Source organism: Paractinoplanes abujensis (assembly GCF_014204895.1).
Classification (GTDB): Bacteria; Actinomycetota; Actinomycetes; order Mycobacteriales; family Micromonosporaceae; genus Actinoplanes; species Actinoplanes abujensis.
Genome location: NZ_JACHMF010000001.1, coordinates 6,577,978 through 6,600,130, shown reverse-complemented (window position 1 = coordinate 6,600,130; position 22,153 = coordinate 6,577,978). Strand labels below are relative to the sequence as shown.

20 protein-coding genes are annotated in these 22,153 nt (G+C 70.4%); 13 read left to right on the top strand and 7 right to left on the bottom strand.

Going from position 1 to position 22,153, the window contains the following annotated elements:
- Positions 1 to 15: 15 nt before the first annotated feature.
- From glpK to BKA14_RS44420, 3 genes are all read left to right on the top strand, one after another.
- Entirely contained in the window at positions 16 to 1,479 is a 1,464-nt protein-coding gene (gene glpK / locus BKA14_RS30190; RefSeq protein WP_184954192.1) for a glycerol kinase GlpK, read from the top strand.
- A gap of 13 nt (positions 1,480 to 1,492) precedes the next feature.
- Positions 1,493 to 3,217 carry a glycerol-3-phosphate dehydrogenase/oxidase gene (locus tag BKA14_RS30185; protein WP_184954191.1) on the top strand — a complete coding sequence of 575 codons (1,725 nt, stop codon included), beginning with the start codon at positions 1,493 to 1,495 and terminating at the stop codon, positions 3,215 to 3,217.
- 144 nt (positions 3,218 to 3,361) lie between these two features.
- Positions 3,362 to 3,514, top strand: a complete 153-nt coding sequence (locus BKA14_RS44420; protein WP_239093435.1) for a PIN domain-containing protein — start codon at positions 3,362 to 3,364, stop codon at positions 3,512 to 3,514.
- A gap of 29 nt (positions 3,515 to 3,543) precedes the next feature.
- Here the strand turns inward: BKA14_RS44420 and BKA14_RS30175 are convergent, their stop codons facing one another.
- The gene (locus BKA14_RS30175) at positions 3,544 to 4,461 is read right to left on the bottom strand and encodes a tetratricopeptide repeat protein (RefSeq protein ID WP_184954190.1); all 918 of its coding nucleotides are present in this window, start codon (positions 4,459 to 4,461) and stop codon (positions 3,544 to 3,546) included.
- Positions 4,462 to 4,620: 159 nt separating this feature from the next.
- Between BKA14_RS30175 and sthA the strand changes: the two genes are divergently transcribed.
- The 3 genes from sthA (at position 4,621) to BKA14_RS30160 (ending at position 8,290) form a co-directional block, all read left to right on the top strand.
- Positions 4,621 to 6,024, top strand: coding sequence for a Si-specific NAD(P)(+) transhydrogenase (gene sthA, locus BKA14_RS30170; RefSeq protein WP_184954189.1), 1,404 nt, complete (start codon positions 4,621 to 4,623; stop codon positions 6,022 to 6,024).
- Between the two features lie 201 nt (positions 6,025 to 6,225).
- Positions 6,226 to 6,864 carry a CGNR zinc finger domain-containing protein gene (locus BKA14_RS30165; protein ID WP_184954188.1) on the top strand — a complete coding sequence of 213 codons (639 nt, stop codon included), beginning with the start codon at positions 6,226 to 6,228 and terminating at the stop codon, positions 6,862 to 6,864.
- A 430-nt stretch (positions 6,865 to 7,294) separates the two neighbouring features.
- Complete coding sequence (locus BKA14_RS30160) at positions 7,295 to 8,290, top strand: zf-HC2 domain-containing protein (RefSeq protein WP_184954187.1); 996 nt, start codon at positions 7,295 to 7,297, stop codon at positions 8,288 to 8,290.
- Positions 8,291 to 8,297: 7 nt separating this feature from the next.
- Here the strand turns inward: BKA14_RS30160 and BKA14_RS30155 are convergent, their stop codons facing one another.
- From BKA14_RS30155 to BKA14_RS30145, 3 genes are all read right to left on the bottom strand, one after another.
- Positions 8,298 to 8,531 carry a hypothetical protein gene (locus BKA14_RS30155; protein WP_184954186.1) on the bottom strand — a complete coding sequence of 78 codons (234 nt, stop codon included), beginning with the start codon at positions 8,529 to 8,531 and terminating at the stop codon, positions 8,298 to 8,300.
- 62 nt (positions 8,532 to 8,593) lie between these two features.
- Positions 8,594 to 9,022, bottom strand: a complete 429-nt coding sequence (gene mscL / locus BKA14_RS30150) for a large conductance mechanosensitive channel protein MscL (protein ID WP_184957044.1) — start codon at positions 9,020 to 9,022, stop codon at positions 8,594 to 8,596.
- 114 nt (positions 9,023 to 9,136) lie between these two features.
- The gene (locus BKA14_RS30145) at positions 9,137 to 9,490 is read right to left on the bottom strand and encodes an STAS domain-containing protein (RefSeq protein WP_184954185.1); all 354 of its coding nucleotides are present in this window, start codon (positions 9,488 to 9,490) and stop codon (positions 9,137 to 9,139) included.
- A 160-nt stretch (positions 9,491 to 9,650) separates the two neighbouring features.
- Here BKA14_RS30145 and BKA14_RS30140 point away from each other — a divergent pair, with 160 nt between their 5' ends.
- The 6 genes from BKA14_RS30140 to BKA14_RS30115 are packed head-to-tail and all read left to right on the top strand — an operon-like array spanning position 9,651 to position 15,212.
- Complete coding sequence (locus BKA14_RS30140) at positions 9,651 to 10,499, top strand: STAS domain-containing protein (RefSeq protein WP_184954184.1); 849 nt, start codon at positions 9,651 to 9,653, stop codon at positions 10,497 to 10,499.
- Position 10,500: 1 nt separating this feature from the next.
- Positions 10,501 to 10,920, top strand: coding sequence for an STAS domain-containing protein (locus BKA14_RS30135; protein ID WP_184954183.1), 420 nt, complete (start codon positions 10,501 to 10,503; stop codon positions 10,918 to 10,920).
- Positions 10,917 to 11,321 (top strand): anti-sigma regulatory factor, encoded by a 405-nt coding sequence (locus BKA14_RS30130; protein WP_184954182.1) that lies wholly within the window; start codon positions 10,917 to 10,919, stop codon positions 11,319 to 11,321. Before BKA14_RS30135 ends, BKA14_RS30130 begins: the two co-directional genes overlap by 4 nt.
- Positions 11,318 to 12,349: an ATP-binding SpoIIE family protein phosphatase gene (locus tag BKA14_RS30125; RefSeq protein WP_184954181.1), complete on the top strand. Its 1,032-nt coding sequence runs from the start codon at positions 11,318 to 11,320 to the stop codon at positions 12,347 to 12,349. Before BKA14_RS30130 ends, BKA14_RS30125 begins: the two co-directional genes overlap by 4 nt.
- Positions 12,346 to 13,686: a sensor histidine kinase gene (locus BKA14_RS30120; protein WP_184954180.1), complete on the top strand. Its 1,341-nt coding sequence runs from the start codon at positions 12,346 to 12,348 to the stop codon at positions 13,684 to 13,686. The genes BKA14_RS30125 and BKA14_RS30120 overlap by 4 nt, the downstream gene beginning before the upstream one ends.
- Positions 13,683 to 15,212 carry a SpoIIE family protein phosphatase gene (locus tag BKA14_RS30115; RefSeq protein WP_184954179.1) on the top strand — a complete coding sequence of 510 codons (1,530 nt, stop codon included), beginning with the start codon at positions 13,683 to 13,685 and terminating at the stop codon, positions 15,210 to 15,212. Before BKA14_RS30120 ends, BKA14_RS30115 begins: the two co-directional genes overlap by 4 nt.
- An 82-nt stretch (positions 15,213 to 15,294) precedes the next feature.
- Here BKA14_RS30115 and BKA14_RS30110 read toward each other — a convergent pair whose 3' ends face one another.
- Complete coding sequence (locus BKA14_RS30110) at positions 15,295 to 17,373, bottom strand: S9 family peptidase (protein ID WP_239093431.1); 2,079 nt, start codon at positions 17,371 to 17,373, stop codon at positions 15,295 to 15,297.
- 170 nt (positions 17,374 to 17,543) lie between these two features.
- Here BKA14_RS30110 and BKA14_RS30105 point away from each other — a divergent pair, with 170 nt between their 5' ends.
- Entirely contained in the window at positions 17,544 to 18,662 is a 1,119-nt protein-coding gene (locus tag BKA14_RS30105) for an FAD-binding oxidoreductase (protein WP_239093430.1), read from the top strand.
- Between the two features lie 365 nt (positions 18,663 to 19,027).
- Here the strand turns inward: BKA14_RS30105 and BKA14_RS30100 are convergent, their stop codons facing one another.
- Together BKA14_RS30100 and BKA14_RS30095 are read right to left on the bottom strand one after the other, a co-directional pair.
- Entirely contained in the window at positions 19,028 to 19,639 is a 612-nt protein-coding gene (locus BKA14_RS30100) for a dihydrofolate reductase family protein (protein ID WP_184954177.1), read from the bottom strand.
- 404 nt (positions 19,640 to 20,043) lie between these two features.
- A complete protein-coding gene (locus BKA14_RS30095; RefSeq protein WP_184954176.1) occupies positions 20,044 to 22,131 on the bottom strand; it encodes a SpoIIE family protein phosphatase in 2,088 nt (695 codons plus the stop codon).
- Between the last annotated feature and the right edge of the window lie 22 nt (positions 22,132 to 22,153).

Below are 22,153 nucleotides of genomic sequence, written 5' to 3'. Positions count from 1 at the left end.
CCTAACTTCGACCACATGAAGCAGTACGTCGGCGCGATCGATCAGGGCACGACCAGCACCCGCTTCATGATCTTCGATCGGTCCGGGGCCGAGATCGGCCGCCACCAGCTCGAACACCGGCAGATCTTCCCGGCGTCGGGCTGGGTCGAGCACGACGCCACCGAGATCTGGGAGAACACCCGCAAGACGATCGACGCGGCCCTGACCGGCGCCGGGCTCGTCCCCTCGGATCTGGCCGCGATCGGCCTGACCAACCAGCGCGAGACCGTCGTGCTCTGGGACAAAGCTTCCGGTACGCCCGTGGCCCCGGCGATCGTCTGGCAGGACACGCGGACGTCGTCGATGCTCGACACGCTCGACGGTGCCCTGATCCGCTCGCGTACGGGGCTCCCCCTGGCCACCTACTTCTCGGCCACGAAGGTGCGCTGGCTGCTCGACAACATGCCCGGTCTGAGGGCCCGCGCCACCCGCGGCGAGGTGTTGTTCGGGACGATGGACAGCTGGCTGATCTGGAACCTGACCGGCGGCAAGCATCTGACCGACGTGACGAACGCCAGCCGCACGATGCTGATGAACCTCGGCACCCTCGACTGGGATCCCGACCTGCTGGCGCACTTCGACATCCCGCGGGCCATGCTGCCCGCGATCCGCTCGTCGGCCGAGACCTACGGCGAGGCATTGCCCGGAGTGCCCATCGCCGCGGCGATCGGCGACCAGCAGGCCGCGCTGTTCGGGCAGACCTGCTTCGACCCCGGCGACACCAAATGCACGTACGGGACCGGCGGTTTTCTGCTGATGAACACGGGCTCGTCGCCGGTGTGGTCGAGTCACGGGCTGATCACCACGGTTGCCTACCGCTTCGGCGACGAGAAGCCCGTGTACGCCCTGGAAGGCTCGATCGCGGCGGCCGGCGCGGCCGTGCAGTGGCTGCGCGACCAGCTCGGCATCCTCGACTCCGCGGCGGCCAGCGAAACCGTGGCCGGCCAGGTCGAGGACAGCGCGGGCGTCTACTTCGTACCGGCGTTCTCCGGCCTCTTCGCCCCCTACTGGCGGCCGGACGCGCGCGGCGCGATCGTCGGGCTGTCCCGCTTCCACACCGCCGCGCACCTCACCCGGGCCGCGCTCGAAGCCATCTGCTACCAGACCCGCGACGTCGTCGAGGCGATGGCGCAGGACAGCGGCACGGCACTCGACCGGCTGCGCGTCGACGGCGGCGTCACAGCCAACGACCTCTGCATGCAACTGCAGGCGGACATCCTGGGCGTGCCGGTCAGCCGGCCCGCCGTCGCCGAGACCACCGCGCTCGGGGCCGCGTACGCCGCGGGTCTGGCCGTCGGTTTCTGGGAGTCCGTCGGCGATCTGCGCGCCAACTGGCGGGAAGACCGGCGCTGGCAGCCGACCTGGACCGCGGAACGACGCTCGGAAGGCGTCACCCGATGGCGAGCCGCCGTCGACCGAACCCTCGACTGGACCATGTGAGATGGGGACCCTCATGCAAACCGGACTGATCTCGCCACAGACGCGGGCCGACGCGCTGACCGCCATGTCGACCGGCGACGAACTGGACGTGCTGGTCGTCGGGGCCGGCGTGGTGGGCGCGGGCTCGGCCCTCGACGCGGCCACCCGCGGCCTCAACGTCGGGCTCATCGAAGCCCGCGACTTCGCCAGCGGCACCTCCAGCCGCTCCAGCAAACTCATCCACGGCGGGCTGCGCTACCTCGAGATGCTCGACTTCTCGCTGGTCCGCGAGGCGCTGCGCGAACGTGGGCTGCTCCTGCAGCGGCTCGCACCCCACCTCGTACGGCCGGTGCCTTTCCTCTACCCGCTGCGGCATCGGGCCTGGGAGCGCCTGTACGCCGGGGCCGGGGTCGCCCTGTACGACGTGCTCGCGCTCAGTGGCTGGGGGGCGGGCCTGCCACGGCACCGCCACCTCACCAAGACCGAGGCGATGAAGGCGTTCCCGTCGCTGCGCCCCGACTCGCTGGTCGGCGCCATCCGCTACTACGACGCGCAGGTCGACGACGCCCGCCACACCATGTTCCTGGTGCGCACCGCTACCGCGTACGGGGCCAAGGTCGCCGCACGCACCGAGGTGACCGGCTTCCTGCGCGCGGACGACCGGGTCGTCGGCGTCCGGGCCCGCGACCTCGAAACCGGCCGCGACCTCGAGATCCGGGCCAAAGTCGTGATCAACGCGACCGGCGTCTGGACCGGCGACAGCCAGGCCCTGCTGGCCGGCCTCGCACCTCAGTTCGGCGTCACGGCCAGCAAAGGCATCCACCTGGTCGTGCCGCGCGACCGCATCTCCGGCGGCACCGGCATGATCCTCCGCACCGCGACCAGTGTCCTGTTCGTCATCCCGTGGGACCGGCACTGGATCATCGGCACCACCGACACCGCGTGGACCCTCGACAAAGCCCACCCGTCCGCCTCCGGCCGCGACGTCGACTACCTGCTGACCGAAGTCAACAAGGCGCTGGCCACCCCGCTGACCCGGGACGACGTGCAAGGCGTGTACGCCGGCCTGCGCCCCCTGCTCTCGGCCGAGGCCGCCACCACGGCCAAACTGTCCCGCGAACACGCCGTCGGCACCCCCGTGCCCGGCCTGGTCGTGGTGGCCGGCGGCAAATACACGACGTACCGCGTGATGGCCAAGGACGCCGTGGACGCGGCCGCCCACCAGCTGCAGACCCCGGTGCCCCCGTCGTGCACCGACCAGGTGCCACTGCTCGGCGCCGTCGGCTACAAAGCGGCCTGGAACCGCCGCGCCACCCTGGCCCGCCAGGCCGGCCTGCAAGTCGCCCAGCTGGAACACTTGCTGCGCCGCTACGGCACCCTGGTCGACGAACTGCTGGCGTCGATCGCGTCGGATCCCGCCCTGGCCACCCCGGTCCCGGGCGCCCCCGACTACCTCATGGCGGAACTGCTCTACGCAGCAACCCACGAAGGCGCCCGCCACCTCGAAGACGTCCTGACCCGCCGCACCCGCATCTCGATCGAAACCCCGGACCGCGGCATCACGGCGGCCCGGGCGGCGGCTCCGCTGCTGGCTTCGGCGCTGGGCTGGGCCGGGGCGGAAACAGCCCGGGAGCTGGCCGCCTACGAGTCCCGGGTGGCCGCCGAACGGGCCGCCCAGGAACAACCCGACGACGAAAGCGCCGACGCCACCCGCCGGGACGCCCTCGAAGCCGTACCCCTGACGACGTCGGCCGCTTGACCTGCTCGGATCCGATACGGCATCGCGCGACTGCCGGAAGGGCGTCGTAAACACGATCTGCACCAAGCGGCCGACGAAATCTTCGCCGCCTTCCCCCGCCAGGTCCTGCCCTTCGGCCTCGCCGCGGCCACGGCCTACGCCGACGTGGTCGCCGGTCGCGAAGAAGACGGCAACCCGATCAGCGGATTCGACGGCCAGATCGCCGCCATCTGCCGATGGCAGGTCGCGACCCTCGCCACCCGCAACGTCAAGGACTTCGTCGATACCGGGATCTCGGTCATCGATCCCTGGCAGTGAAGAACTGCGTTCGGCGGCTCTGATTGTGATCAAGTGCCGTCGGAGTGTGGTGTGCAGGAGTTCAGGCGGTGGCGGCGCTTGGCGGCCTCGGCTGAGCGGCGGGTGTGGCCATTGGCGTCGTCGAGGACTGTGGCCTGCTGTTCGAGGTCGGTCAGCAGGGTGCGGGCGGTGGGCAAATCGCGGCGGTCGAGGGCTGCGTCGGTGGCGCTGCGGAGGGCGAAGAAGCACGCGTACGGGGAACCCAGACGTCCGGCGAGTTCCAGATACCTCGTGGCGGTGATGCTCGCGGCCTCGTGGTTCCGTGCGGCGCGGTGGGCCTCGACCAGGGCGTGCAACGGCAGGCGGAGGGCTTCGGCGCCCAGGCTTTCGGCTTCCCGTACGGCGGCGGTGGCGTGCCGGACGGCGGTGGGCGGGTGGTGTCGCTTGAGTGCGCAGTTGGCCAGGCCGACGTGGGCCTTGTAGCGGCCCGGCTCGGGGGTGCCGAGGACCGCGCGGAAATGTGGGACGGCGTCGTAGTGCCGGCCGGCGCCGAGCAGGATGTCGCCCAGCCGGTAGCGCAGGGTCCCCGCTGTCGTACCGGGGGCGCCCGGTGTGTGCGCGGCCAGCGCCTCCTCCGCGGTCGTGATCGCCTCGTCCCACTCGGCCAGCTCACGGTGGGTGGCCGCGCGCTGGATGAGCAGGCCGCTGCGCCAGTCGGGGCGGCCGATCGACTGCAGGTAGCGGTCGGCCGCGTCGAGCACCGGGAACAGTGACCGCAGCGGGACACCGGCGAAGCGGGCCGCCTCCACCCAGAGCATGTGGGCCGTGGCCACCTCGCGGGCCTGCCGGGCCGAACCCGCGCGGGCCAGCACCCGGGTGTAGCAGGCGAGGGCGCCGCCGTGATCACCCGCGCCGGTCAGCGCCGCGCCTTGACGGATCAGGGCGTGCAGGTCGGGTTCGGGGTTCACGAGGCCAGTGTGAACCCTGACCGCCCGCGTTCGCGCCGGTCGCCACCGTGCCGGCTCCCGCCGTACGGGGAAAGGGTCCTGTCCGGCCGGAGGTAAATAGACCAGGAAAAGAATCGGACTCGGTGGACCGGACGGCCCGGCACTGCGACGCTAAGCATTGTGTATGACTACGACCTGTTGGTGCTGGGCTCCGGGCCCAGCGGTCAGAAGGCCGCCATCGCTGCCTCGAAACTCGGACGCCGGGTCGGCATCGTCGACCGGCGAGACATGATCGGCGGCGTGTGCATCAACACGGGCACCGTGCCGTCCAAGACGCTGCGTGAGGCCGTCCTCTATCTGACCGGCCTGAGCCAGCGTGACCTGTACGGCAGTAGTTACCGGGTCAAGGACGAGATCACCGTGAGTGACCTCGCGGCCCGGACCCAGCATGTGATCAGCCGTCAGACCGACGTGATCCGCAACCAGCTCGCCCGGAACAAAGTCACCATGATCACCGGGACGGGCCGGTTCGCCGACGCCAACTCGATCTGGATCGACGGCGGCAGCGGCCGGGAGACCAAGGTCAGCGCCGAAAAAATCATCATCGCGGCCGGTACGAGGCCCGCCCGGCCCGACAGCGTCGACTTCGACGACCGTACGATCGTCGACTCCGACGGCGTGATCAACCTGCAGTCCGTGCCGCGCAGCATGGTCGTGGTCGGCGCCGGGGTGATCGGCATGGAGTACGCGTCGATGTTCGCCGCGCTCGGCACCAAGGTCACCGTGGTCGAGCGGCGGGAGCAGATGCTCGACTTCTGCGACGACGAAATCATCGAATCGCTGAAATACCACCTGCGCGACCTGAGCGTCACGTTCCGTTTCGGCGAGGAAGTGGCCGCGGTGGAACGACACCAGACGGCCGCGCTGTGCATTCTCAAGAGCGGCAAAAAGATCGTGGCCGACACGGTCATGTATTCGGCCGGCCGCCAAGGTCAGACCGACGACTTGGCACTCGAGGCGGCCGGGCTGCAGGCCGACCGGCGCGGCCGCATCGAGGTCGACAGCAATTACCGTACGGCGGTCGACAACATCTACGCCGTCGGTGACGTGATCGGTTTCCCGGCGCTGGCGTCGACCTCGATGGAGCAGGGACGCCTCGCCGCCCACCACGCGTGCGGCGAGCCCGCCCGCGAGATGCACCAGCTGCAGCCGATCGGCATCTACACGATCCCCGAGATCAGCTTCGTCGGGAAGACGGAGGACGAGCTGACCGAGGCGGCGACACCGTTCGAGGTGGGCATCGCGCGCTACCGCGAGCTGGCGCGCGGGCAGATCGTCGGGGACTCGTACGGGATGCTCAAGCTCCTGGTCGCCCCCGACACGGGCAAACTGCTCGGTGTGCACGTCTTCGGCACGGGTGCCACCGAGATCGTCCACATCGGCCAGGCCGTGATGGGCTGCGGCGGCACGGTGGACTACCTGGTCGACACGGTCTTCAACTATCCGACGCTGTCGGAGGCGTACAAGGTGGCCGCCCTCGACGCCGCCAACAAGATCCGCAACATCACCCGGATCGACGGTTAGCTCCGGCTGCCGCGCGTGTCCTCCTCGGCGCGCGCGGCTCTTTTGAGACGATCGTTACGCGTAAATTTTTGTTACCCGCACCCCGCATCGCGGCGAATCGGCACAAGTGGACCACCCCACAACGATGGAAATCTGATCTCTTAAGGGGAACCAAAGCCGAGGTAGGGGCGGTCATGAAAAAGAATCAAGTACGCTTCGGCTATGTCATGGATGGCCAGCGCGCGGCACGGCGTGCGGGAGGCGCCCGCCGGTCTGGCGCTCCTACAAGAGCTGCTGAACACGCGAGCCCCCATGTCGTACGGAACCGACCTGCTGGTGACGGCCGATGACGCCCAGCCGTGGCTGACCGAGGCGCTCAGCACGTGGTCGCTCGTCTCCGGCCTCCCCGCCCCCACGCTGCTGATCTCCTCGGCCGACCTGCGCTCCCTGCGCCGGCTACGCACCACCTTTGAAAACGTGCTGGTCGTGGGCGGCACCGGAGGCCCCGAGGGCGCGCTTCCGCCGGCCGACGTGCCGGTGAGCCTGGTGCCCGACGCCGACGGGTGGGTGCGCATCGTCCCCACCGGCCGGGGCACCCGCTGGCTGGCGTCGGCGCTGTGGGCGGAAGCCCTGCTGGCCCAACAGGCGGGCATCTGGCCGCGGCTCAAACTGTGCAACAACTTCGAGTGCCGGGCTGCCTTCTTCGACACGTCCCGGAACAACAGCGGCGTCTGGCACGACGTCAGCACCTGCGGCAACACGGCCAACCTGCGCGCCTTCCGCGAACGCCGGCGGCTGATGGGCGGAAGCGGGGCGCTGCCGCCGCGGCCCACGGTGCAGGGCCCGCCGAGCCTGATCTGATCGCGGTCCGTCCGGTCTGACCTGCCCGCTCGGCGCTCCCATAGACCGGTCACATTTGTCCCATTAATGGTGGATGTCGTCCAGTACGTCCCACTGCCATCCCTTGAGGCCGCCGCACGCCGCCAACCAATCAGTTGGCTGGCATTCGCCGGAACATATCGGCGGTGGGGTGCCGGGGCGTAGGTGTGACGGGTGGGACGCGCCGTTCCGCAGACGTCCCGATGTGTCGGGTAGGGCGGTCCAGGACGTGTCCGGTGGGCCCGGACGGGTGGGGGTGGGCCGGGACGGGTGGGGTGGGCCGAGACGTGTGGGGTGGGGTGGGCCGGGACGTGTGGGCTGTTCGGTCGAACGCGGGCGGGTCGGTCGGCCGGATGGAGATGTAAGCCGCTTGGGTGGGAACTCTCGGGGTGGGCCGGGCGACTATTGAACTATGGCTTGTGAGCGGTGGCGCGAGATGCTTTCGGCGCAGCTGGACGGTGAGGACGACCCGGCTGACCGGGTCGCGGTCGACGCGCATCTGGCGGGATGTGCCGGATGCCGGGAATGGCTGGACCGGGCGGCGTCGGTCAACCGGCTGACCAGCACGAGTATGGCCACGCCACCTGATCTCACGGCCTCGATTCTGGCCGGGCTGCCGGGGCTGGCCGACGACTTGGCCGAGGCGGGACCGGTCGGTAAGCCGCGGTTGGGCGGCCTGGTGTCGGTGCCGGCCGGCGACAGCGGGCTGACCGCTGCCGTCGGCGGGAAGCGGGCGGCCCGGGAGCGGGCGGCCCGGGAGCGGGCGGCCGAGGAGCGGACGGCTCGGGAGCTGGCGGCCGTCGGTGGGCGGCAAGGAGGCGGCGGGAAGGGTGCGCGCTGGCGTGAGCGGCTGCAGGGGTTCCCCGTGGCCGGCGTGCTGCTCGTGGCGCTGGCCGCCGTGGGGGCTGTACAGCTCATTCTGGGGCTGGACCAGATCGGTGGCGGCGTTGTCGGGGGGCACCTGCACACGGGGCCCGACGCCAACCCGGGTCACCTCTGGCACGAGTCGGCGGCCTGGAACGTCGCTGTCGGCACCGGCTATCTGTTCATCGCGCTGCGGCGTACCCGGCCTTCGGGGTTGGTGCCCATGTTGACGGCCTTCGTCGGGATGCTTCTGCTGCTCTCGGTCAATGACCTCACGGCGGCCCGGGTGGATGCGGCCCGGCTGATCAGCCACGGGTTCGTCATCCTGGGCTACCTGCTGATCGTCGCGCTTTCGCGGATTCCGGGGGGTTTTGTCAGCACGCCGCCCGGTGCGCGGTCGGGTGGGGGCACGTGGCGGGCCAGCTTTGCCGGTGGTGACGACGAGGAGCCGGTGGCCGAGGCGTACCGCCCGGGGTTGCGGCTGGTGCCTCGCGGGCCGATGACGGCCGGGCACGAGGAGCACGACGGGCGGCAGGCGGCCTGAGCGGGAGTCAGCGGGCCGGCGGGCGTACGGAAAGTTCGCGCCAGTCGCCGGGGGCGGCGAGCAGCATGCGGACCGTGTTGAGGGCGTCTTCCTCCGACGAATACTCGAAGAAGTGCGAGACGCCTTCGGCCCCGCCCGCGCGCTGCTCCACGTACCACTGGTCGCCGCTGACCCGCAAGTAGACGTCCTTGCGGGCCGAGCGGCCCCACTTGCCGTTCCACCAGTGTTTACGCTGCTCCATCGGGGCAGCGTATCGAACATCTGTTCGAGTGGTGCGGACCGGGGATGATCTTTTCTAGAAAGTCACTGCTGGTGGCGCCCGGGCGTGTCGCCGTACCCGCGGTTCTGGCCCTGCTGGGCCACCAGCGCGTCGCGGATCTGGGTCAGCAGCACGATGTCCTCAGCGGGGGCCTTCGGCGGCGGCTCCTCACCGCGGCGACGACGCTCGGCCAGGATGTTCAGCGGCAGGACGACGAAGAAGTAGAGCACCGCGGCGGTGATCAGGAACGTGATCAGCGAGTTGAGGAACGTGGCGTAGTCGAACGGGACCTTGTTGACCGTGAAGGTGCCGGCGCCGACGCCGGATCCGCCGCCCATGAGCTGGATCAGGGGTTTGATGAAGCCGTTCGTGAAGCCGGTCACGACTCCGGTGAACGCGGCACCGATCACGACGCCGACCGCGAGGTCGACGACATTGCCCCGCATGATGAAGTCTTTGAAGCCCTGGAAGATCTTGTTCACGAAGCTCTCCTGCGCGCGCCCTGAGGAATCTTTACGGCCGCAGGTGCCCACGACCGGTCGGCGACAAACTACGCCGATCGGGACGACCCTGGAAGGGCGTGGGGGTCAGTCGAGCGCGGGCTCCTGAGCGCTGACCGCCTCGTCGACCGAGGGATAGGTGCGCAGCACCTCGACCAGGCCGCTGACCTCGAGAATGCGCAGAACTCCGCGCTGCGGGGCGGCCAGGCGGACCGTGCCGCCGGCGTCGTCGGTGCTGTTCTTGGCGCGGACGAAGACCGAGAGCCCGGTGGAGTCGCAGAACGACACCTCGGCCAGGTCGAAGACCAGACGGGTGCGCCCCTTCTCCAGCAGGTCGCTGATCTGGTCCTGAAGCTGTGGCGCGGTGGCCATGTCGAGCTCGCCCGCGACCGACACGACGACCATGTCGGCGCGCTGTTCCGTTTGTACCGTCAGAGACATTCAGGACCTCCAGTTATGAGCTGAACGGTACTCCAAGAGGTATGCCGCCCGCAGAACGGGGAACCCCCCGGGCCGGTTATTTGGCTCGCGGCAAGTATTTGACCTCGCGATGGTAAAGTCCCGCCCGTTGCAGGCACGACTCAGGTATCAGGAGGCAGCGGTGACGCTGAGCGCGGATGAGGCGGCCCGCTTCGCCACACTGCTCGAGGAACATGAAGAAGTCCTGGTCACGGCCTGGACCGACCGGGTGGCGACCTCGCTGCGCGGCCGGCTGAGCCGCGCCGAGCTGCAGCGGCAGACCTCCGAGCTGAGGCGTGCCTTCGAGCAGGCGCTGGCCGGCTCCGCTCCGGATCTGGGCGCCGAGTCCGCGGGTGAGTTGCGGGCCCAGCTGGCCGAGCTCTCCGCGACCCGGGCCCGGCAGGGTTTCAGCACCACCGAGACGGCGGTGAGCGTGTTCGCCCTCAAGGAGGCGGTGCTGGGCGTCCTCGACGACAACGACGCCACGATGCTGCGGGATTACGTGGCCTTCTCCTCGTTCGTCGACGAGGCGGCGCTGTTCACGTTCGACAGCTACGTCCGCGTACGGGAAGAGTTGATCGCCGATCAGGCCGAGCAGTTGCTCGAACTGTCGACGCCGGTCGTCAAGCTCTGGGAGGGCGTGGTCGCCGTCCCGCTCGTCGGCACGCTCGACTCGGCCCGGGCCCAGGTGGTCATGGAGCGGCTGCTGCAGACGCTGGTCGACACCGGCTCGCCGTACGCGATCATCGACATCACCGGCGTGCCGGCCGTCGACACCCAGGTCGCGCAGCACGTCCTCAAGACCGTGGTGGCCGCGCGGCTGATGGGCGCCGACTGCATCATCTCCGGCATCCGCCCGCAGATCGCTCAGACGATCGTCGCTCTCGGCATCGAGTTCGGCGACATCGCCACGAAGTCCTCGCTGGCCGACGCCCTGCGCTACGTGCTGGCGCAGACGGGCAAGGTACCGACCGGCAAGAAGGGCCGCTGACGTGGAACGGGTTCCGATCCTCAAGATCGGCGACATCCTCCTCGTCTCCATCCAGATCGACATGGAGGACCAGGTCGCCCTGCAGTTGCAGGAGGACCTGGCCGACCGGATCGTGGCGACCGGCTGCCACGGCGTGATCATCGACATCAGCGCGCTCGACATCGTCGACTCGTTCGTCGGCCGGACGCTGGCCACGATCGCCGCGATCTCGAAGGTGCTCGACGCCGACACCGTGGTGGTCGGCATGCGCCCGGCGGTGGCCATCACCCTGGTCGAGCTGGGGCTGTCGCTGCCCGGCATCCGCACGGCCCTCAACGTCGAGCTCGGCATGGAGCTGCTGGCCCGCGAACGCAGCGAGGACGACGAGGAGCCGGCGGACGAGGGTGACGACATCGAGACACCCGCGGTAACCACGCCGTGAACGACCAGGCCCAGCGGATCGAGGTCGTGTCCGACCAGGACGTCGTTCGGGTCCGCCAGCTCGTGCGTTCGCTCGCCGTCGCGGTGAAGCTGTCGCTCGTCGACCAGACCAAGCTGGTCACCGCGGCCAGTGAGCTGGCCCGCAACACACTGGTCTACGGCGGGGGCGGCTCGGTCGAGGTGGCTTCCGTCGACAACGGCCGGCGTAAGGGCATTCGTATTGTTTTCGCCGACCGGGGGCCGGGCATCGCGGATCTCGACCTGGCCTTCACCGACGGCTACACCACCGGCGGCGGGCTGGGGCTGGGCCTGAGTGGGGCGCGGCGGCTGGTCGACGAATTCGACATCGAGACCGCCGTCGGCGAGGGTACGAGCATTACCGTGACCAAGTGGTGCCGATGAGCGGAGACGCGGTGGCGTCGCTACCCGAGGGGCTTCTCGACGCGGGAGTCTGGTTCCGGGTGGAGGCCGCCCCGACTGCTTCCGCCGTACGGCGGCAGGCCGAGCGCCTGGCCATCGAGCTGGCATTGCCCGAGCGCCGCATCGCCGACCTTTCCATCGTGGCCGCTGAGGCCGCCGGAAACTTGGTCAAGCACGCCGACCAGGGCGTCCTGTTGCTACGCCCGGTGCGTACGGGTGGTCAAGCCGGCGTCGAGATCGTCGCGGTGGACAGCGGCCCCGGCATGGCTGACCTGGCGCATTCCTCCAGCGACGGGCAATCCACAGCGGGCACCCTCGGTATCGGGCTGGGCGCCATCACCCGGCAGGCCACGTGGTGTGACATCCACTCCGTGGCGGGCAGGGGCACCGTGCTCACCGCTCAGGTCTGGCCCGCCGACCCGCCTGCCCCTTTCTGGGCGGCCGGACTGACCCGTCCGCTCACCGGGGAAACGGTCAGCGGAGACGCATACGCCGTGCGCGATGCCGACGGCCGTCGCCAGGTGATGATGTGTGACGGGCTGGGCCACGGCGGCCTGGCCGCAGCAGCTGCCTACCAGGCGGTCCGTGCGTTCACCGACGCCCCGGCCGTCCCGCCGGCCGCCGTGGTCGAGATTTTGCACCGCAAGCTCAATCACACCCGGGGCGCCGCCGTCGCCGTCGCGGAGCTCGACCCCGACGCGGGTCTCGTCCGCTACGCCGGCCTGGGCAACATCACCGGCACCGTGATCTCGGCGTACGGGCCGCAGCGGGGCATGGTTTCGCTGCCCGGGATCGCGGGTCATCAGCGCCGCCAGATCCGGGAGTACGACTATCCGATCGCGCCCGACGCGATTGTGCTCATGCACTCCGACGGCGTCGCCGATCGCTGGAGCCCGGCCGACTACCCGGGGCTGATGACCCACTCGCCGTTGGTGATCGCGGCGACTGTGCTGCGCGACGCGGGGGTGCGTCGCGACGACGCCGGTGTGCTAGTGGCTCGGTTGCCATGATTGAGCAGCCGCTGCTGAAGATGCGGCTGCGCGTGCCGCAGGACGTCTTCCTGGTTCGTCAGCTCGCCCGGGAGGTGGCCCGCGAGGTAGGTCTGGAACAGCAGGACCAGACCCGCATCGGGACCGCCCTGAGCGAGGTGAGCCGGGTGGTGCTGAGCGGGGACGCCGATACCGATGTGACGTTCGCAATCGGTCCCGAAGGGGTATCCACGGTTTTACGGGTGTCGGTGGAACGTCCAGGGATCGAGGCGGTCCGGCTCCGCCACGAGTTGGGACATGTCGGCCGCCTGGTGGACAAGATGGAGGTCGAGGACGGTGCGAACGGTACGGTCGTCTGGATGGCTCGACGTCTGCCCGCAAGCGCATCGCGTCTGACCCCGGAACGGCTGGAGGAGATCCGTGCCGGGTTGGCCCGTCACGTCCCGGGAAGCCCGTTGGACGAGCTGAACGTGCAGAATCAGCAGTTGATCGCCGCGCTGGACGAGGTGCGGGCGCAACGCGACGAGTTGGCCCGGCTCAACGCGGAGCTGGAGGAAACCAACCGGGGCGTCATGGCCCTCTACCACCAGCTCTCCGAGGAGCTGGAGGAGACCAACCGCGGCGTGGTCGCGCTGTACGCCGAGCTCGACGAGAAGTCCGAGCAACTCGCCGCGGCCAGCGAGGCCAAGAGCCGGTTCCTGGCCAATGTCAGCCACGAGCTGCGGGCCCCGGTGACCGCGGTCATCGGGCTCAGCCGGCTGCTGGGCGACGAGTCGTCCGACCCCCTGACCACCGAGCAGCGACGTCAGGTCGACTTGATCCGCGGCTCCGCGAGCGACCTGCTGACGCTGGTCAACGACCTGCTCGACCTGGCCAAGGCGGAGGCCGGCCGGATCGAGCCGCAATGGGAGCAGGTCGACCTGAAGGCCGTGTTCGGCCAGCTCCGGGGCACGTTGCGACCGCTGGCGACCCGGCCCGAGGTCGACTTCGTCGTCGACGAGCCGGCCGTGGCCACGATCCGCTCCGACGAGGTGCTGCTGACCCGGGTGCTGCGCAATCTGCTGACCAACGCGCTCAAGTTCACCGCCGAGGGCGAGGTGCGGCTGACCGTGCGCCCGGCCGACGACGATCTCGAGTTCGCCGTGACCGACACCGGCACCGGCATCCCCGTCGAGCTGCACGAGCGCGTGTTCGAGGAGTTCTACCAGGTGCCCGGCAGCAAGGCGCTCAGCGGCAAGGGCACCGGGCTCGGTCTCCCGTACGCACGCCGGCTGGCCGGCATCCTGGGCGGCGCGCTGCGGGTCGACTCCACTCCCGGCGAGGGGAGCACCTTCACCCTGAGGCTGCCGTCGTCATGAGGAAAGAGACGGTCCTCGTCGTCGACGACAGCGCGACCAAGCGTTATCTGCTGGTCAGCTGGCTCACCCGGGCCGGGTTCACGGTCAAGCAGGCCGAGACGGGCGGCGAGGCGCTGAGCATGCTGCCGGGCTCCGACGTCGAACTGGTCGTGCTCGACGTCAAACTGCCCGACATGAGCGGTTTCGACGTCTGCGAGAAGATCAAGACCGATCCCGCGTACGGGTCCCTGCCCGTCGTCCACGTGTCGGCGCACGCCGTCGACGTCGTCGACCGCACCCAGGGCCTGAATCGCGGCGCCGACGCGTACCTGGTCGAGCCGATCGAACCCGACGAGCTGATCGCCACCGCCCAGGCCGTGCTGCGGTACTACTCGGCTCGGCGGCGCGCCGAGTCGCTGGCCGCGCGGATGGTGCGGCTGGCCGAGGCCACGCTGGCCATCAACACCTCGGACACCCTCCCGGCCCTGCTCGAGGCAGCCGCGACCGGCGCGGTGGAGATCTTCGGCGGGCCCGTGGTGGTGCTGGCCGAGGGCGCGGAGGGCAAGGGCATCGCGGCGGCGGGCGCGCCTCCGGCCGTACGGGAATGGGCTTTGCCGGAGGAGACGGTCGCTGTCGGGTCGCTGGTGCGCACCGATGACGCCGCCGCGTGGGCCGGTGTCGAGTGGCCCGAGGGTGAATCGGTGGCGGTGGCCGCGGCCCGGCTCCGCCACGACCGCCCGCCGGTCTATGTGGCTGTGCCCTCCAGCAGCCAGAACCCGGGCTTCCCGGTGCTGCGGCAGCTGTCCCAGACGGTGGCCGCCGCGGTCGAGGCGCAACGCTCGTACGACGAGGAGCACCGGATCGCGGTCACCCTGCAGCGCAGCCTGCTGCAGTCGCATCTGCCCGACGTGCCCGGCCTGGAACTGGCCATGCGCTACGAACCGGCCGGCGCGCAGACCGAGGTGGGTGGCGACTTCTACGAGCTCACGATGCTCGACGGCCGGCTGCTGGTGGCCATCGGCGACGTGGCCGGCCACTCCCTGCACGCGGCCACGGTGATGGCCGAGGTGCGGCACGCCGTACGCGCGTACGCCGTCGAGGGGCACCCGCCGGGCCGGGTGCTGACGCTCGTCAACAACTTCATGCGGACCGTGCTGCCCGCCGACTCGGCCACGATCTGCCTGCTGACGCTCGAACCCGCGACGGGTCAGGTGCGGATGGCCAGCGCCGGTCACCTGCCCCCGCTGCTGCACACCGCCGAGGGCGTACGGTTCCTGGAACCGCACGGGCCGCTGCTCGGCATCAACGCGCCCCGTCCCGCCGACCTCGAGTTCGTGCTGCCGGCGGGCGGGACGCTCGTGCTCTACACCGACGGTCTGGTCGAGCGGCGCGACGCCGACATCGACGTGGGCCTGGAGGCGCTGGCCACCGCGTCCGGCACGGTCGAGCCGAGCCTGGACGCGTTCTGCCGGCGCCTGATGACCGAGCTCGGCGGCGCCGGGCCACAGGCCGACGACATCGCCGTCGTCGCCCTGCGCCGCCGATAGGGCTCAGTAGATCCCTGAGTACTGCTGGAAACCGGAGCCGACCACGGCGTTGTAGCCGAGCCGGCACGAGGGCCCCGCGGAGCTACGCGCGCTGCAGCACGTCGAGCACCCAGGCCAGCACGAACGCCTCCTCGCGCCAGGAGTCGTAACGGCCGCTGGGACCGGAGTGCCCGGCGCCCATCTCGGTCTTGAGCAGGTAGTCACCGTCGGGGGCGACCGCGCGCAGCCGGGCCACCCACTTGGCGGGCTCGTGATAGAGCACGCGGGTGTCGTTGAGCCCGCCCATGACGAGCAGCCGCGGATAACTCACCTTCGCGACGTTCTCGTACGGGCTGTAGCCCTTCATGTAGGCGTAGACCTCGGCCGACTCGATCGGGTTGCCCCACTCCTCCCACTCGGTGACCGTGAGCGGCAGCGAGGGGTCCAGGATGGTGGTGAGCGGGTCGACGAACGGCACCTCGGCCACGATGCCCGCGAAGGCCTCCGGGGCCAGGTTGGCGATCGCGCCCATCAGCAGGCCGCCGGCCGACGCGCCCCGGGCCACCAGCAGCTCCGGCGACGTCCAGCCGCTCCGGCTGAGCGACTGGGCGCACGCCACGAAGTCGGTGAAGGTGTTGCGTTTGGTCAGGGTCTTGCCCTGCTCGTACCACTGGCGGCCCATCTCGCCGCCGCCGCGGATGTGCGCGATGGCGTAGACGACGCCCCGGTCGAGCAGCGACAGGCGCGGGATCGAGAAGTACGGGTCGATGCTGGCTTCGTACGACCCGTAGCCGTAGAGCAGCATCGGCGCCGGGCCCTGCTCGCGCACGCCCTTGCGCGCGACGATCGAGATCGGCACCTTCGTGCCGTCGGGGGCGGTTGCCCACTCGCGGAACTGCTCGTAGTCCTCCGGGTTGTAGCCGCCCAGCACCGGCTTCTGCTTGCGCAGCACCATCGAGCGGGTGTTGAGGTCGACGTCGAACACCGAGCCGGGCGTGATCATCGACGTGTATCCGATGCGGACGGTCGCCGTGTCGTACTCGGGGTTGTCGCTGAGGCCCACCGCGTAGAGGGGCTCGGGGAACTCCATCTCGTACGAGTCGGTGCTGCCGTCGGTGATCACCCGTAGCCCGGTCAGCCCGGCCCGCCGCTGCGAGATCACGATGTGCCTGGTGAACGCGTCGACCGACTCGAGGCGGGTGCCCGGCTCGTGCGGGATCATCTCGACCCAGTCGCCGGGGGCGTCGGCCGACGTCCACGAGAGCGCGAAGTCCTCCGCGTCGCGGTTGTGCAGAATGAGGAAACGGTGGCCGTGGTGCTCGATCGAATACTCCACGCCCTGCACCCGCGGCGCGATCACCAGAGGCTCGGACGTGGGGGAGTCGGCCGGCAGCACGCGCACCTCTGACGTGATCTTGCTGCCGGACTCGATGACGATGAACTTCTCGCTGCGGGTCAGGCCGACGCCGACCCAGAAGCGCTCGTCCGCCTCCTCGTGGACGAGCACGTCCTCGCTCGCCGGGCGGCCGACCGTGTGCCGCCAGACCCGATACGGCCGCCAGGCGTCGTCGACGGTGATGTAGAACAGCGCGCTGCCGTCGGCGGACCAGGCCGACCCGTACGACGTGTCGGGCACCTCGTCGGGGTAGAGCTCACCCGTACGCAAGTCCTTGATCCGCAGGGTGAAGCGCTCGTCGCCGCTGTAGTCGGTCGAGTAGGCCAGCAGGTTGCCGTCGACGCTCACGTCGAATGCGCCCAGGGCGAAGAAGTCGCTGTCGCCGGCCAGCTCGTTGCCGTCGAGCAGCACCTGCTCACCGGGCTGATCGGTGGTCGACGGCGGATCGGTCCGGCCCGGCTCGACGGGGACCCGGCACTGGATGCCGTACTGCCGGCCCTCGACTGTGCGCGTGTAATACCAGTAGTCGCCCTTACGCGACGGCACGCTGAGGTCGGTCTCGAGGGTGCGGCCCTTGATCTCGTCGAAGATCGTGCCGCGCAGGCCGGCCAGGTGGGCGGTCGCCTTCTCGGTCCAGGCGTTCTCCGCCTCGAGATAGGCAGTGGTGCGCGGATCCTTCTTGTCGGCCAGCCAGGCGTATTCATCGGTCACGGTGTCGTCGTGAAAGGTGCGCTCGCTGGGCACCTGAGCGGCCGAGGGCGGGCTGTCCGGAATCTGGATCGTCACGCGCCCTAGGTTACCGGTCCGGTTTCCCCACCTTCCGGAGTTCTTGCGCTCGCAGACCGCGCTTGTTCGAACACGTGTACGATATGCCAGAGTGGACGATCTTCGGACCGTTCGATCAGCCGCCGTCGACGTTGGGGAATCGGGCTGTGCCATCGCCTTCGCAAGATCCAGTGCTCGCCGCGCTTGTGGACATCTGCGGTCCGGACTACGCGCGCACCGCCCGGTCGATCGACACGGTCAGCGGGCGCCGGGCCGGTCACGTCGCGGTGCCGGCCACGGTCCGTTCGGTGGCCGACGTGCTGACCATCGTCGCCGAGCGCGGTCTGAGCGCCCTCCCCCGGGGCAGCGGTTCCAAGGTTGACTGGGGTGTGCCCCGGCCCGGCGTCGACGTGCTGATCGACACCGGCCGGCTCAGCGGCATGTGGAATCACCAGGTCGGGCAGGCCACGGCCGAGGTCGCGACCGGCACCCCCGTACGGGCTCTGCAAGCGGCACTGGCCCTGCAAGGTCAACGGCTCCCGGCCGACCCGCCGTCCCGCACCGCCACGGTCGGGGGCATGCTCGCGGTCAACGAGTCCGGCCCGCTGCGCTACCGGTTCGGCACCCCGGCGGAATACGTGAACAGCGTGGCCTACGTCGATCGCGGCGGCCGTGTCGCCGAGTCCGACGGGGAGGACGGCCGGCCCGGTCTGGCCGAGATCGACGGCGTGATCACCGCGGCCACACTGCGCCTGGAACCGTTGCCGCAGGCCCGCCGCTGGGTCGGCGTCGCCGTGCCCACACCGCTGCAGCTGGGCAAACTGGTCGGCGCGGCCGAGGAGCTCGAGCCCAGCGCGATCGAGGCCGACCTGCCCGCCGACGGTCAGGGCGGCACGCTGGCCGTGCTGTTCGAAGGGCAGGAAGCTGCCGCCGTCGACCAGGCGTCCCGGCTGGCCGCGGCGTGGGGTTCCGGCGCCGTGGTCACCCCGATCGCGCCGCCGTGGTGGGGTCTCTATCCGTTCCGCCGCGACGACGTGGCCCTGCGGCTCTCGGTCTCCGCGACCGACCTGCCGGCGGCGCTGTATGCCCTGAGCGACACGGTCGGTGGGCCGGTGCCGGTGCGCGGCTCGGCCGGCCTGGGCAGCGTCCACGCGGTGCTGCCGGGCACACTGCCGCCGTCGCGCCTCACCGCGATCGTCGAAAGCGTTCGCCACGTGCTGCTGGCCCGCAACGGCCGGGCCGCGATCGTCGCGGCCCCACCCGAACTGGCCCACGAGGTCGAAATGGCGGGCCGCTACGAGTTCTTCTGACGGCCTCCGCGCCGCGTCTTCCCTGCGCGTGGCCAACCCCGGCTTTTCCGCGCGTGGTCAACCCGGCCTTCCTGAGCGCGGTTGACCCGGCTTCCGCGCGGGGGTGATCTGGCTTACTGCGCGCGGTTGACCCGGCTTCCGCGCGGGGTTGATCTGGCTTACCGCGCGCGGTTGACCCGGCTTCCGTGGGGGTGTTCGTCCGGCTTCCGCGCGGGGTTGATCTGGTTTACCCGCGCGCGGTTGACCCGGCTTCCCGGCGCGATAGTTCGTCCGGCTTTTCCGCGCATGATCAACACCCCTCCTCGCATGATCAACCCGAGGGGGCGGTGAGCGGGCGGCACTGAGGCAGGCCGGCCGGCGGCGGGTCAGTGCAGGACGGCGTAGCGGTGCTCGGTGGCGGCCGGGTGGCGGCCGGGGACGGGCTCGCTGCCGACGGCGTAGGTCAGGTAGGCGAAGCGGCCGATCTGCGCGGTGCCGGTCAGGGCCAGGTGCTGGGCGGTCAGGTGGCGGGGCAGCAGGGGAGCGCCGCCGCCCAGCACCACCGGGGCGATGCCCAGGATGATCTCGTCGAGCAGGCCCTGGTCGACGAACTGGCCGACCAGGTCGCCGCCGCCCACCAGCCAGACGTTCTTGCCTTTGGCGGCCACCAGCATCGCCTCGTGGACGCGCTTCACGTCGCCGCTGACCATGAAGACGTTGGCGTCGGGCACGAGCGGCAGTTCACGGTTGGCGAAGACCCAGCACGGGATGTCGCCGTACAGGTCGTGCCAGTTCTGCGGCTGGGCCAGCACGTTGTCGTTCTCGAGCACCCACTCGTAGGTGGTCGCGCCCATGGCGAACGCGCCGACACCCGCGAAGAAGCCGCCGAACGGGTTCTCGTTGCCGCCGTCGACGTCGAAGAGCCACTCCAGCGAGTTGTTCTCGTCGGCGATATAACCGTCGATGCTCGTCGCCGTGTAGTACTGAGTTTTCGCCATGACAAACACCATGCCACGAAATAAACGCAGAAAAGGGGCGAATCGGAGGGCTTGGGTCGGGGGTCACGAGCCGGGAGGTCGGACGTTTTCACGGGCCCGGCGGCGCGGGTCGGGCTGGGAAGCCGGAGAGCGCGGCGGCGGTTGGGCTGGGGAGGTGGAGGGCGCGGCGGCGGTCGGACCGGGAGGACGAGAGCGCGGCGGCGGTCGGACCGGGAGGACGAGAGCGCGGCGGCGGTCGGACCGGGAGGACGAGAGCGCGGCGGCGGTCGGACCGGGAGGACGAGAGCGCGGCGGCGGTCGGACCGGGAGGACGAGGGCGCGGCGGCGGTCGGACCGGGAGGACGAGGGCGCGGCGGCGGTCGGACCGGGAGGACGAGAGCGCGGCGGCGGTCGGGCGGAGGTGGTCAGGCGTCGTTGCGGAGGACCAGGATCGCGATGTCGTCGCGGGGTTCCTCGACCGAGAAGTTGATCGTGGTGGAGCGGAGGCGGGCCGCCATGACTTCGGCGGAGTAGCCGGCCAGGGGGCCCGCGGCGTCGCGCAGGCGGGCGGTGCCGAAGAGTTCGCGGCCGCGGCGGCGTTCGGTGACGCCGTCGGTGTAGAAGATCAGGGAGTCGCCGGGTTGGAGGCGGACCGCGACGTCGGGTGAGGTGATCGATTCGAGCAGGCCCAGCGCCGTGCCGCCCTCGCCCACGAACGCCGTCTTGCCGTCCGCGTGCACCAGCACCGCCCGGTCGTGGCCGGCCAGGTGCAGGCCCACGTCGAGCACACCGCCCTGGGAGCGGGTCACCGAGGCCATCGCCAGCGTGCAGTAGCGTCCGCCGCCCCGCTGCACCAGCGTCTTGTTGACCCGGCAGAGGATCTCGACCATGGGCTTGCCGTCGTCGACCAGGATGCGAATCACGTCGCGGACCAGGCCGGTCACCGTGGCCGCCTGCACACCTTTGCCCGAGACGTCGCCGACGACCACGATCCAGCTGTCGGGACCTGCGGGCACCACGTCGTAGAAGTCGCCGCCCACCTCGGAGCCGGTCGGCACGTATTCCGCGGCGAACCCGATGCCTTCGACCTTGGGCAGCGCCGGGGGCAGCAGGGAGGCCTGAAGCGTACGGGCGACCTTGTGCCTCTCGTCGTGGATGCGCGCGTTGTCGATGGCCAGGGCCGCGCGCCGGGCCACGTCTTCGAGCACGTTGACCTCGTCGGCGTCGTGCCGGATGCGGTGGTGGCGGCCGACGGCCAGCGTGCCGAGCCGGGTGCCCCGGGCCACCAGCGGCACCGCGAACCCTTCGGTCGGCGCGCCCAGCATCACCTGTGTGCCGAGGCGGGAGGCCTCTTCGAGCCGGGTCAGGATCGAGTCGGGCCCGGTTTCGGCCAGGGTCTCGTGCAGCTGCGGAAGCGCGGACTCGTCGGTGTGGGTGGCCGCCGCGAGCTGCAGCCGGCCCCACGCGTCGGTCGTGTGCACCGCGCACCACTGGCCGAGCCGGGGCACCACCAGCTGCGGGATCAGCGCCATGGTGAGGTTGACGTCGAGCGACTGGGCGAGCAGTTCGCTGGCCTCGGCCAGGAAGGTCAGCCAGGTCTGCCGGCGCAGGTCGGTGCGGCGCAGCCGGTCGTTCTCCAGATGGAGCGAGAAACGCTCGGCGACCAGGGTGGCCAGCGGCTGGGCGAAGCCGATGGGGGAGGCGTCGAGCTCGAGCTCGCCCGAGTAGGGCCGCTGGACGGTCAGCGGCACCCGGATCGTGTCGGCGTCGTCGCGCGGGGCCCGGCCGTAGCGGGCCAGCAGGTGGCGGCCGCCGCCGTCGCCCCGGTCGAGCCGGATCACCCCGCCCGCCGCACCGGTCAGCCGGGCCAGCTGGGCCAGCAGGTCGGCCGCGAACTCGGCCACCCCTTCCTCGGAGTGCCGTTCGGGGTTGACCTGCAGCAGCATCGTGAGCGCGCCGACGCTGGGCGTGTCGTCCTCGATCACTGTGGCCACGGCCGGCACCACCGCGCCGGCCCGGTCGGTCGCTTCGGCTTCGAGGCGGAACCACACGCCTTTGCCGGTGCCTTCGTGCACGGTGCCCCACCGGCTCGCGAAGTGGTCGACCAGCAGCAGGCCGCGTCCGCGTTCGGCGACCTCGCCGATGTCCACGCTTTCGTTGCGCGGACCCACGGCCAGTTGCTCGACCGGGCCGGGCGCGAAGTCGGTGACCGTCACGGTGAGCCCGGTGGTGTCGGCGCGAACCTCTATGTCGAGCTCGGTGTTGGCGTGAACCACCGCATTGGTGGAAAGCTCGGTGGTCAGCAGCAGTGCCTCGTTGAGGAGGGATTCGAGCCCCGCCTCCTCGAGGACCGAGCGCACCAGCGCGCGTGCAGCGGCCGGGGTCCGCCGGTCGTTGGGCAGCCGGACGCGCCGGACGAGCCCACCCGCCGGGGTGTCCGAGATCGCATCGGCCACTGACACGCATGCATCCTCTCCTGTAGGTGGGCCCGTGCACAAAGTCGTCTCTCGCATTGACCCGGTCGAGCGAGAGAGG